This is a genomic window from Deminuibacter soli, assembly GCF_003412455.1.
Lineage (GTDB): Bacteria > Bacteroidota > Bacteroidia > Chitinophagales > Chitinophagaceae > Deminuibacter > Deminuibacter soli.
In genome coordinates, this window is record NZ_QTJU01000008.1 from 184,000 (window position 1) to 196,310 (window position 12,311).

9 protein-coding genes are annotated in these 12,311 nt (G+C 44.0%); 1 reads left to right on the forward strand and 8 read right to left on the reverse strand.

What is annotated here, in order from left to right:
* Positions 1-3: 3 nt before the first annotated feature.
* From DXN05_RS19165 to DXN05_RS19205, 8 genes are all read right to left on the reverse strand, one after another.
* On the reverse strand, positions 4-1,056 hold the full coding sequence (locus DXN05_RS19165) for a glycoside hydrolase family protein (protein WP_116848896.1): 1,053 nt from the start codon (positions 1,054-1,056) through the stop codon (positions 4-6).
* A gap of 8 nt (positions 1,057-1,064) precedes the next feature.
* Complete coding sequence (locus tag DXN05_RS19170) at positions 1,065-2,819, reverse strand: galactosyltransferase-related protein (RefSeq protein WP_116848897.1); 1,755 nt, start codon at positions 2,817-2,819, stop codon at positions 1,065-1,067.
* A gap of 30 nt (positions 2,820-2,849) precedes the next feature.
* Positions 2,850-3,845, reverse strand: a complete 996-nt coding sequence (locus DXN05_RS19175; RefSeq protein WP_147313995.1) for a DUF6624 domain-containing protein — start codon at positions 3,843-3,845, stop codon at positions 2,850-2,852.
* Between the two features lie 71 nt (positions 3,846-3,916).
* A complete protein-coding gene (gene gwsS / locus DXN05_RS19180) occupies positions 3,917-4,963 on the reverse strand; it encodes a grasp-with-spasm system SPASM domain peptide maturase (RefSeq protein WP_116848899.1) in 1,047 nt (348 codons plus the stop codon).
* Between the two features lie 217 nt (positions 4,964-5,180).
* The gene (gwsG, locus tag DXN05_RS19190) at positions 5,181-6,305 is read right to left on the reverse strand and encodes a grasp-with-spasm system ATP-grasp peptide maturase (RefSeq protein ID WP_158559345.1); all 1,125 of its coding nucleotides are present in this window, start codon (positions 6,303-6,305) and stop codon (positions 5,181-5,183) included.
* A 39-nt stretch (positions 6,306-6,344) separates the two neighbouring features.
* Positions 6,345-6,548 carry a hypothetical protein gene (locus tag DXN05_RS19195; RefSeq protein ID WP_116848902.1) on the reverse strand — a complete coding sequence of 68 codons (204 nt, stop codon included), beginning with the start codon at positions 6,546-6,548 and terminating at the stop codon, positions 6,345-6,347.
* A gap of 406 nt (positions 6,549-6,954) precedes the next feature.
* The gene (locus DXN05_RS19200) at positions 6,955-8,250 is read right to left on the reverse strand and encodes an HlyD family efflux transporter periplasmic adaptor subunit (protein WP_116848903.1); all 1,296 of its coding nucleotides are present in this window, start codon (positions 8,248-8,250) and stop codon (positions 6,955-6,957) included.
* 12 nt (positions 8,251-8,262) lie between these two features.
* Positions 8,263-10,512 carry a peptidase domain-containing ABC transporter gene (locus DXN05_RS19205; RefSeq protein WP_116848904.1) on the reverse strand — a complete coding sequence of 750 codons (2,250 nt, stop codon included), beginning with the start codon at positions 10,510-10,512 and terminating at the stop codon, positions 8,263-8,265.
* Between the two features lie 268 nt (positions 10,513-10,780).
* Here DXN05_RS19205 and DXN05_RS19210 point away from each other — a divergent pair, with 268 nt between their 5' ends.
* Positions 10,781-12,310 (forward strand): helicase HerA-like domain-containing protein, encoded by a 1,530-nt coding sequence (locus tag DXN05_RS19210; RefSeq protein ID WP_116848905.1) that lies wholly within the window; start codon positions 10,781-10,783, stop codon positions 12,308-12,310.
* Position 12,311 lies beyond the last annotated feature (1 nt).

Below are 12,311 nucleotides of genomic sequence, written 5' to 3' on the forward strand. Positions count from 1 at the left end.
GAGTTAAAAAAACAGCTCGTGCCAGTTTTGAGCCAGCGAAGCATCCTGCAATACCAGCGCTGCCATGACTACAGCCCCTGCACCATTTTTCAATCTGCAAGGCTGTTTCCGGGCAGCCAACGCCTGTATCAGTTGTAGTAAATGATCGCTGTTGCCGGGTTCGGGTATGTAGGCATGCAAAAGGCTGTAAATGGTTAATCGCTGAAACAGCAGCTCATCATCGGTTTCATCACCGGGCAACAAAGCCTGCAACTTGTGAACATACTGCATTGCCTGCAATTGCCAATGCTGCAGCTGGTGTTTCTTCCCGGCAATTAAATAACAAACACCCAGGCGCATGGCCTGGTATACATATGCATTTTCAGTGTCTGGTTCTGTTTGAAGCCGGTGGATTGCAGCATTCAATAGTTGTTCTGTGTAAGATGCGGCTTTATATAAAATGGCTTCCACTGTCAGCTGGTTAATATCAGTAACACTTGTTATGCCAACCAGCAAATCTGCTATATCACGGAGTTGACTTTCACGTGCAGCGGAAAGGTTGAGGTCATCCAGCCAGTCTGCTAGGGCATCAGTGAGCAGCACAATACATTCCTGGTGACAAATGTGTTTAAAGCGGTTCGTACCGGGATTTTTGCTCCATTCCCTGCGCAAGAAATAAGCAAGCTTGCCCATTGTACCATTACACAATGAAATATCTGATTCGTTACCGTAAATAACCTCCCTGTATAGAAAGTCATCTACATCTTCTAGCACCTCGTCTGTATTAACCCCTTCCAGCAATTTGTGCTGTACCAGCCATTCGATAGTCCAACCAATACCGGCAAGACCATCGCCAAATGTATTATTTTGAACAGACGAAATATGTTCACCTATACACTCCAATAGCTGTTCACCGGTCATTTTGTATTGCGCATTACCGGTTTGTTTATGCAACAGGTAATATACAGGCAGCATCCCTGCCCTGCCATTCAGCAAGCCCAGCCCGGCTGGTTCCGCGTTTTTTTGCGCCGGCAATAGTGTTTCGGTAAGCAGCAGGCCTGATAAAATTGATAGCATAGTAACGGTTAATGCTGATTAAGTTGGCAATGCTGCAGCCAGGGCCATGATAAAACATATGCCTCCAGCGCTGCTTTTTCCATGTTGCATACTTTTAAATACTCTTCCATATATTCCACCTGAGTTGTGCTTCCGCAATAACCAGAATTTATATTACGTTCGTGGGGCAAATGATATAAGGCACCCTTTACACGTTTCACAGAAAAGCCCAGATTTTTCATTCGCTTCAGCCGTTCCCTGTCTTCAGGGCCCCAGCTTTTGAAGTATTCATTTTCCATACCCGCAGCTATAAACCGTTTCCTGTTTAAAAAAACAGCACCACCGCAGGATCGCATGGCTGCTGTGTTAAATTTGTTCTGGTTGCTGATAAACAAATCCGGGTCAAGTATTTTCGCAAACATATTTTTAAACAGCTGGTCTACGCCTACAAAACAGCCATCATAGGGATACACCATATCTGCATCCGCATTTCTTAACAACTGCACGCTCCCGTACACCTGGTTGATAGCAGGTATCACATCTGTGTCAAACAGTACAATGCTATTTGTTTGTGCCTTTTTAACCAGCAGGTTGTTGATATGCGTTCGGTGAAACAGTATATCATCGTTTTCAATAAATTCATAATTGCAGCAAGGCGGTAACTGCTGCGGATCTGTTTGTTGCTGCAGCCCTGATTCAATGATCAGTATATGCGTGTTGAAATATTTATTGAGGTACCGGGTAACTATGTACAGGTTTTCAAGACGGCTGGCAGAATCTATATGCACAGGTATTAAAAATGACACATCCATTAAATCGATACGACAGGCAGCCGCTTCAGCATTAAAATTCCTGATCAAATCAACAAGTGCGCTGCTGCAGGTATCCGCATCTATTGCCGGCAAATGCGTATCATAATAAGGAGGAAAATGCGCATACCGCGTTTTATCGAATGCTTTTTCATTACCGCGCACACCGGCGTAATGCAGTATAGCTGTATTCTCCCATTGTTGCAAGGGTTCTGCAGGCCAGCAAAAAGCCAGGCCGGGGTGTATGTTTACTGTTTTTCCTAATAGTAAAGCATTCCAGAATAAGGCCCACATATCAGCACACCAGGCCTGGATACCTTTATACGATGATCTTCCTTTACCTGTTGCCAGGTAGAACTTTTCTGCCTCCCGGTTATTGTGCTGTTCCAGCAGCCCGTACATTGCTTCGCAATCATCCTCTATTTTTTGCCAGAATGCCGGTCCGGTGTTTTTTAATACATATTGCGCACCGCCGCAATGCTCATCATTAGCTGTCACTGTTTCCACCGGAATGCCTACAATGCCACACATTTCGTGCAGCAGGGTTGTGCATCCTGCCTGTTGTATATAAGTGCTGCTTAAATAACTGCGTGTGTCAGAAACATACCAGGTATCATCCCGGCACATAGATGTAAAATCAGGCAATTCACGGAAGATAATATCTGAATCATGGTAGAAGAAAAACGCACTTTGCAATTGCGGATGGGCTTCAAGATGCTGGCGTATGATATGCGGACGCAGGGAAGAAAGGTAGTTGCGTTTTTTTCTAAGATCAGGGTAGGTATAAAAACAGGCTTTACCCCGCTGCTCTTCCATCAGCTCCCGGAAATGGTTCTGTAAACCGGTGCCGGGGTTATAAGCAACCAATACATGTATATTTTGTGCAGCAATGCCCACCTGCGAAAAATTGTGTAGCTGCAGTGCAAGCTGCCAGGTAAAATAGTAATCGTCTGGTTGAGCGGAAAGAAACAGCATGGTGGTTTTTCTGGTATAGCTTATTCAGGATCATTTGTATTGCCCTTTAATTTTTTCCAGTTCAGGCAGTATTTTGGTGGCGTATTCGTGGGCATCCCACTGCATCTGGAAAAACTGTCCAAGGTAAACCGACATTGGTGGCAAACCCACCTGCTGCCGCCGCTGGTCTACATTTTCAGGATTGGCCAGCATGTCTACATATTTTTTCCCGGTGGCCGGATCTGTCCATACCTGGCTGCCGTACACCTGTTTTCTTTTTTCCCGTAGAGCAATCCTGTCCTCCAGCAATGCGAGGTTAGCTGCTTTTGTTTTCCCGTTTTCAGCGGCTTGTTTTATCATGGGTAGGTACCGCTGTTGTGTAGCCAGGTCAGCATGTTGTATTACCAGGAACAATGCCTGGCTTCCGTTCTCGCCTACCTCATCTGCACCAAGCCAGCCGTACCGGTTCAAAATACCTTCTACAACCCGGAGATTAATGCTATCCTGTTCTTTCATCTGCATGGCCAGTGCCGTAAACTGTTGCTTTATTTTATCTTTTGCATCCCCGGTTGCAGCCTGCATTTGCTGCTGCAGCGACATCAGTGAAAACCGGTATTGCTGATCTTTCAGGTAAAGCGTGTCCAGCTCAGCTGCAACCCCGGCATGTGTGTTATTTTCCTTGTCTGCCTGGTTCTTCTTTACCGCATTGCAAATTGTTGCCCAGCGGCTGTCTTTATGCAATGAAGCAAAATCCGCATCGCTGGTTATGCTTTTGTAATCATTGTATTTACCCCGCACAGTTATTTCCTGCAACAGCACAAAGGCAGAATCTGCCTCACCCGCAAGCGCCCAGGCACATGCAGCATTGTAAGCCGCATCGTACCGGTGGTTGCCAGTGCCTTTTTCACCAGGCAATTGATATGCACGCGTATTCAGCTCGGCTGATTGCCGGTATGCTTTTGCGTTATAATATTCATAGGCCTTTTGAGCCAGCGCATCATAAGTGTCCTGGTTTCCTGTTTGTGAATAACCGGCAGTACTATTCATACAATGGAGTATTAAAAAACCAGCAAGCATTTGGCTGAAGCATTTCAATATAATGGTGTTTCCGGCAGCTTTCATTGATTGTTCCATTTAGCAGTATAAGGATTGTAATTACATTTCAAGGGTTTGGAATACAAATTGCCCGGATCTGTAAGATAGGCACGGCAATCTGTACAAATATAGCGGTACTCACAGTCTTTACATACTGCCACTTCATCTTTATTAATATGCCAGTATACCTGGAACTCTTCTTTTGCCATTACATCTTTCAGGTAGGTATTGTCAATATTGCCATGCTTTTTCGCCATAGACGGGCAGTTGCAGATATCCCCGTTTTCATCAATGGATATTTTCCTGTTAAGACAGCCGTTGAACCGGATGTTTTCTATAAACCCATGCAGGCTATACAATGTAAAAGATTCGCTGTTAATAACACCGCATCCGGCGCAGGAATCTATTTCCTGCCTGATAAATGAAATATCGCTGTATGGGTATGAACCTTTCAGCTGCTCGAAATCCGCCCCGGGAACCGAATGAAATTGCAGAGAAATCATTTTGTATTGCTGCACCAGCTGGCTGTACGGCTCAATTGAAAATGATTGCGGAAACTTAAGCAGGAATTGCATATGCTTAAAATCGGTTGCTGCCGTGCATAACAGGATACTTTGCAGCTGTTCAGGAGATAGTACTGAATAGGCCCTTATTTGCACGTAAGGGCAGTTTAATTGCTCAAGTTCGAGGAAGATCTTTTCAAAATTCAGTCGCTTTTCACGTATATCAATAATCGCATTTGTAATGGAATAAGGACTATCCCATACCAAATCGATGGGAGGGAAACATTCAATATTATCTGTGATAAAACCTAATTCATGGGAAATGAGGTAATTCGCAAACTGCTCAAATTCCTCAAAATCGGATTGATCTTCCAGCATGTCACCTACTTCACCAATAGTCTTCGTTTTTAACTCCAGCAGCAACTCATGATAGGCATTGCTGATGAAAAACATTTTCTTTCTCGATACATCACAAATCATCGTACGCGTATGTCCCTGTACCAAAAAGCAATCAGCATATAACGTAAGGTAGTCTCCGGTGTGACCGGCTAAACGAACAGGGTTCATAACTTATATTTTTGAGTAATCGATAATCTTGGAGATCATTTTTTCGGGTAGTGTGTGATCTGTATAACAATTCAGTTTATCACTGAAAGTGCATTTATCAGGCCCACTGGCTTCCAAAAATTTATTGTAAACAACATGATTGTAAAAAACAGGCAAATTCACAGCTTGTTTTGAACTGATTTTTAACTTCTTGAATTTTATCATAACAGGTTTGGGATTATAGTAATTCTGCTATTTTCTTTTCCAGGTAATAGTTGCAGGGAACGGAGGTCATGCTGAATTGCCCGATAGGGTTAACTTCCAGAAAATAATATTCATTGTTCCTATCAACAATTATATCAATTGATCCCGTATCAAGGTTTAGTTCATTCATGAGCTTTGTTAGCTTTTGCTCTATCCCCGCGGGTAATTTATAAGGTACAAAACGGTTCGGCTTTTTTGTATTGTATTTCCTGAAGTCAACTTCAGTCTTTTTATCGCCCTGCGAAAAAATGGCCATCGTGTAGCATTCACCCCGCAGGTAAAAAATGCGGAGTTCATATTTCTTTTTAATCTGTGTTTGAAACAAAGAAGGGAAAAAAGTATCAGGCAGTTCAGCTGCCTGCTCAAGTCCTATTTTCTCTGTGTATGAATAATAATGATGTGTTTGCGTGAAAAAGTATACCCCTTGCCCACTGATTGCTTTTGTAATTACATCATTGTATGTGTTGATAATGTTGACCAGGTCTGCTTTCGTGGTAACAATAAAGCTCTGCGGAATTTTAAGTCCGCACCTTTTCGCGGCCTCCAATACTTTTAATTTGTTGACTTCAACAGATGAGTGGTTTCCTATTTGTTTTGTACTGCGACCCTCCACAAAAGCATGGATAAACTCGATCATTACTTTAAGTTCAGACTGCATGTGGGTTTTATGATAATGGCTGTTATTCCGGAATACAGCCTTCGATAGCGTGGTATCCTCAATGGAAATATTTTCCATGGAAAAACCGCGCCTCCTGTACCATGTGGAATTTACTTCAGCCAGGTTAACGCGAACACCGTTTTGTTCAATAATCAATTCCTCTTTATCTATATCGAATGAAACAAATTTCATGCGATTGGTATCGGAATTAACGCGGATATATTTTTTACGCAGGGCTATGAGCCACTCAATCACAAGGGCTGTTGAACCATCGTCTTGCCTGCTTAATAGTAAAATCATAGATTGGGCATTCTCCGGGCATTGCTGCTGCTCCGGGTTGAAAAATATATTCTTTGTTGAACTGACGCACAGGTACGGAACTGAAATTGCCTCATGAATAATCATTTGAGGCAATTTCAAAATTGTTTTATGCCAGAACAAAAGCCGGTACATAAACGCGCACCGCTGGCATAACGGTTACTAAACTTCTACTTCACCTTCAACTTCAATTTCAATATCAGTTTCAGTATAGCCCCAGGAGAAAGAGGCAGAAGCAGAGGCAGAAGCAGAGAGTGAATCACCGATTGGTGCAGTAGTAGGAGCAGTGTAGCCACCTAAAACCTTGTTAAGCTCTTTTGTTTCCATAGGCTTGATGTTAGCCTTGCCCAGTTTTAACTTTTTCATAGTTTAAAAGATAAAATTTGATTCCCTACTCTTTTTTTATCAGGCTTTTCGGGATACGCCTATATTCTTTATTGCAGCGCAAACAAGCATTTATTTAAAGTTTGAGAGAATAAAAGAAACAGGTACAGGCAATACAATTCCCTGCAGCATAAATGATATGCCTGGTTACATCTTTGCCGCTCGTATATTGTTAGTGAATACGCTTTAAGAGATCGATTGTAACAATCGTTGTTATCAGAAAAAGGAAAAGCAGTTAACTATCTTACCGCTATTGAAAGTATAAAACATCATTATAAGAACCAAGAAAAAATATGCTTTTTTTTGCTATATGCAACATGATAAACAACAATCATCAATACAAATATTTGCAGCAATAAAATATACAATCACGTCACCATTCAGCACGCTAATGATCGTGCAGTTTGCCATATATGCTTTCGAATATGCGCTGTAACACACTCTTATCATTGGTGATAATTTCAGCAGTTCCGGTTATCTCCGGGCGTGCTTCAACTAACCGGTTGCGGGTAGTTTGAAACCCATGTGTTAAGCGAAGCTGCAGGGTATACGCACTGTCCATTGAAACATTGGCAAGCTTATCTACCCTTGCCTCCAGCAAGCCAAATTCTTCGGAAGGATATTCCTGCAGTTTAATGAGTACCTTTTGCCCTTGTTGTATTTTGCCTGCCCTATAGGTTGGCAGCATCGCTCTTACAACATATTGCTGCATACCGGGCACTACCATAAACACAGTTTCACCATTGCCTACATATTGATTAGACTTCCATACCCTGAAAAAAACAAGCCGGCCTTCTACCGGTGAACGCAGCACATACAACCGCTCCCATGCGGCAATCTGTCCTCTTATTTTTTTTGCGGCATTTCGCACCGCAAACAATACATCTTTCTCTTCTGTGCGTAACTGCTGCTGAAGATCAGATATGGTTTTCCCATATTCATCGTGTTGCAGCATGTTTTGTGATACAGCATTGCTGTTGTCTGTAACACCTATTTTTTGTGAAAGATAATTTTTCCTGATTTCGTTGTATTCTGAAGGAGCAATCACCCTTTCGCTTACCAATATCCTGTTGATGCTATCTTTCCACTGCTCTATCATCAATTGTTCGTGTTGCAGGCGGCTACGTTGTTCAATACCTTCCCTGATGCGTTCGTTCTGGTTTTGCTGATTACGTACGGCGTTTAATTTGGCGGCATAATATGCATTGCTGTAAAAGAAGCTGCAATTATTTACAGCCTGGAACAACGACACATAGTCTGCCTGCATTTCGCCCAGCTGCATATTTCCCGGAAGCTGCACTGAGGCAACAGCTTTCCTTATGTCTATCGCAGTATCCAGCAGCGTGGCTATTTTTTTTATGTACAGCATGTCGCCTGTATTGGCTGTATTATCGATCACTGCAATAAGATCGTTGACTGCAACCTGTTGCCCATCTGTTACGGCAAGCTGGGTTATACGGCCACCAGCCTGCGCAACCAGTTTAACAGGCGGCGTGGCAGATGAAATCAGCACTCTTGCAGTTGCCACGTCAGGGTATTTGATAAACCATGCACCAACCAGCATTGCTATCACCAGGCAGGCAATAACAATGGTGCCATTGCGTGTAACCCACGAAGGGATGCGTCCGATAATATCCTGGACTTCTTCGCTATGGACCTCGCTTAAATTAATGTGTTCAGGCATGTTATTATTTCGCTATTGTGTTTCCAGCTCAAGCTGGTTTTTTACCAGCTCATAATATGTTCCGCGCTGCGCTGTAAGCGTTTTGTGATTACCCAGTTCCACAATTCTTCCGTGTTGCATCACTACAATCTGGTCTGCATGTTTTACTGTACTCAGGCGATGCGCGATTACTACCACCGTTCGCCCCCGGAAGAAGCGTTCCAGGTTGTCAATGATTACACGTTCATTCGTAGCATCCAATGTACTGGTAGCCTCATCCATTAATAAAAAATGAGGATTCTTGTAAATGGCCCTTGCAATCAGTATCCGCTGTTTCTGACCAGAGCTGATGCCATTCCCTGTGTTACCTATCTGCGTGGCAAAACCAGCAGGCAGCTCGCTGATAAATGCTTCAACATTCGCCATTTTCACTGCTTCCAGCAGCCGCTTGCGGTCAGTATCTTCCTGCACCGATATATTGCGTTCAATGGTGTTGGAGAAAATATGACCGTCGGCCATTACTACCCCACATTGTTTTCGCCACCATTTGGCAGATATACGCTTCAGCGGGGTCGATCCCATATAAATGTCACCCTCAACAGGTTCATAAAATTTCAACAGCAGCTTCATCAGCGTGGTTTTACCGCTGCCACTTGCCCCCACAATTGCTGTTACCTTGCCGTAAGGAATATGCAAGCTAACCCGATCCAGCACCAGTGGCGAATCAGGCCCACCATACCGAAATGACACGTTTTCTATCCGCAATCCCTTCCGGTGATTTGCACCATTCAATCCATTGAGCAGCTCATTACCCTCCTGTAATTCCAGTTCATAATCCGGCGTTAACTCGCCACCGGTTTCCTCGTCTTCCCGGTTGTGAATTTCACTTAACCGTTCAACACTCAATTTAGCATCCTGTGCTGCCTGGAAGAAAGTCAGCAGCTGGTCTACCGGCGCATTCATTTGCCCGATGATATACGAAACGCTCAGCATCATTCCCAATGTCATTTGCCCGTTCAGCACTTCTTTCGCTGCAATAAAAGAAACCAGTATGTTTTTAAGTTGCGTAAAAAAAACAGCACCCGAATTTTGGTATTGCGCCAATGTTAAGGACTGCACGCTTATCTTAAACAACCTTGCCTGCACACGCTCCCATTCCCAGCGGTGCAATGTTTCGCTGTCATTCATTTTTATTTCCTGCATACCGGTAATAATCTCGAACAGGTTGTTCTGGTTGTCACTCATGCGTTGAAAACGGGCATAGTCCAGCTCGCGCCGCCGCTTTAGAAAAAACAACATCCAGCCAACGGACAAAGCTGAGCCGGCCAAAAACAAGCACAGGATAGGGATACTGTAAATACCCAGTACCAGCGCAAATACCAGCAGATTAACAAGTGAGAAAACCGTACTTAATGAAGTACCGGTTAAAAACTGCTCAATGCGGTTATGGTCAGATACACGTTGTGTAATATCTCCCACCATTTTGGTATCAAAAAAACGGATGGGCAAACGCATCAGCTTTCTTAAAAAGTCAGAGATGATCGCAATGTTCACCCTCGAACTAATGTGCAGCAGCAACCACCCCCTGATCATTTCTATGGCAGTATTGCCAAAAAACAAGCACAGCTGCGCAATAAGCATCAGGTATATAAAATGGAGATTGGCCTGGTTAATACCGTAGTCAACAAGGCTCTGTGTAAGAAAGGGAGCTATTAATGAAAGTATACTCGCAACAAACATCCCGAGCAGCAATTGCAGCACATATTTTTGATAAGGCTGCAGATAGCGCAGTAAAAACAGCAGTCCGCGGGTGTTCCGTTTCTCTGCTTCCTGCTCATAAAAAAAAGGAGCCGGTTCCAGTGCCAGTACAATCCCCTGCCCGTCTTCGGTACTTACCCATGCTTTAAGAAATGTAGCCATGGATACCTTTACCAAACCATGACCAGGGTCGGCAATCAGTATTTTACTATTCTTCTTTTTCCTGTTGTAATTCTGTGGCGGCAGCACCACAAAATGGCGTTGGTTCCAATGAAGAATACAGGGCAGCTGCACTTCTTCATCTAATTGTTCAAAGGTGAGTTTTGCCGCAATGCTTCGCAAGCCTATTTTATCAGCAGCTTCACTAATACCTTTCAATGAAACGCCTTCACGTGTAATATTCGAATATTCGCGCAGTGTTTGCAATGAATAGTGTTTTCCATAATACCTGGCAATCATTCTCAAACAGGTAGGCCCGCAGTCCATCTGGTCTAACTGCCTGTAAACATGAAAGTCTTTTCTCATCAGGGAAATTGGAGTTGGTGTTAGTATTGGATGCTAACGAAAATAACAAAAATTAATTCATATATAAGGCATTTTTAGGTAGGCCAATATGCATATTCATTTGAGATATCCGGCACCTGTGCAATACCCCTTTTACACGCTGCAAACAGCTACAGCATTGCTTTTGGCAGCATGTAAGCTACATAGTGATGTATAAAATGATAGTAATGACGGATATATGTTGATAGTATTAACTGAAATCTTTCTTAGTTTAGTTGAAAGATATTTCATGAACGACCAGTTTGAAAGTACCATCAGTAGCGGATACAGTTTTAAGGGAGAAGCCGTACAGCTCGGTTGCGGCATTATAAACGGCGAAATTGTACCCGGAACAAAGATTAATATGCCGCTTAAAACGCTGAACCGCCATGGTCTAATTGCCGGTGCCACGGGTACCGGCAAAACCAAAACCCTGCAGTTGATCAGTGAATACCTCAGTGATGCCAGTGTACCGGTTGTGCTGATGGACATTAAGGGCGATCTCAGCGGAATTGCCATGCCCGGTACGCCTAACGATAAAATAAAGGAACGCTACGAAAAACTGGGCCTCCCCTACCAGCCTGCCGGTTACCCGGTTGAACTGCTCACACTCAGCAATGAAAAAGGTGTTCGCCTGCGCGCTACGGTAAGCGAATTTGGCCCCATCCTGTTCAGTAAAATACTAGGATTAAATGATACACAGGGCGGCCTTGTTTCCCTGATTTTTAAATATTGTGACGATCAGAAGCTGCCCTTACTTGATTTAAAAGACTTCATAAAGGTTTTACAATATATTTCCGACGAGGGCAAGGCAGAAATTGAGAAAGCCTACGGTAAAATTTCCACCACTTCTACCGGCACCATCCTCCGCAAGGTGATTGAGCTGCAGCAGCAGGACGCAGATATCTTTTTCGGCGAACCCAGTTTTGCCGTAGATGACCTGCTGCGCATCAGCGATGATGGCCGCGGCATGATTCATATACTGCGGGTAACCGATATGCAGAACAGGCCCAAGCTGTTCTCCACCTTTATGCTGCAGCTGCTGGCCGAACTGTATGCCACCTGCCCTGAAGAAGGCGACCTCGACAAACCCAAACTGGTATTGTTTATTGATGAAGCCCACCTGTTGTTCCAGGAAGCTTCAGACGCCCTGCTCGAACAGCTGGAAACAGTGATCAAACTCATCCGCTCCAAAGGCATCGGTATATTCTTTTGCACACAAAACCCGCAGGATGTGCCGGCCGCCATACTCAGCCAGCTGGGTTTAAAAATTCAGCATGCACTGCGTGCTTTTACTGCGGCAGACCGCAAAACTATTAAACAGGCAGCTGAGAACTTCCCTATTACAGCGTTTTACAAAACCGATGAACTGCTCACGCAAATGGGTATTGGCGAAGCCCTGGTAACCCTGCTTAACGAAAAAGGCGTGCCCACACCATTGGTGCATACCATGCTTTGCTCACCACGCAGCCGTATGGATGTGCTCACTGATACAGAAATAGATGCCGTTGTGCGCAAAAGCAAGCTGGCGCCCAAATACAACCAGACAGTTGACGAACAAAGCGCCTACGAAATATTAACGGCCAAACTGGAAGAAGCAGCTAAAAAAACAGCAGAAGAGGAAACAGAAAAAACAACAAGGAAAACTGCCAAACAGGAACCTGGCTTTTTTGATAACCCTGTTGTGAAACAGGCAGGCCGCACTGCAGCATCTATCATTACCCGCAGCCTGCTGGGTGCGCTGGGGTTAGGCGGCAAAAGCAAGAAGCGTATCTGGTAAT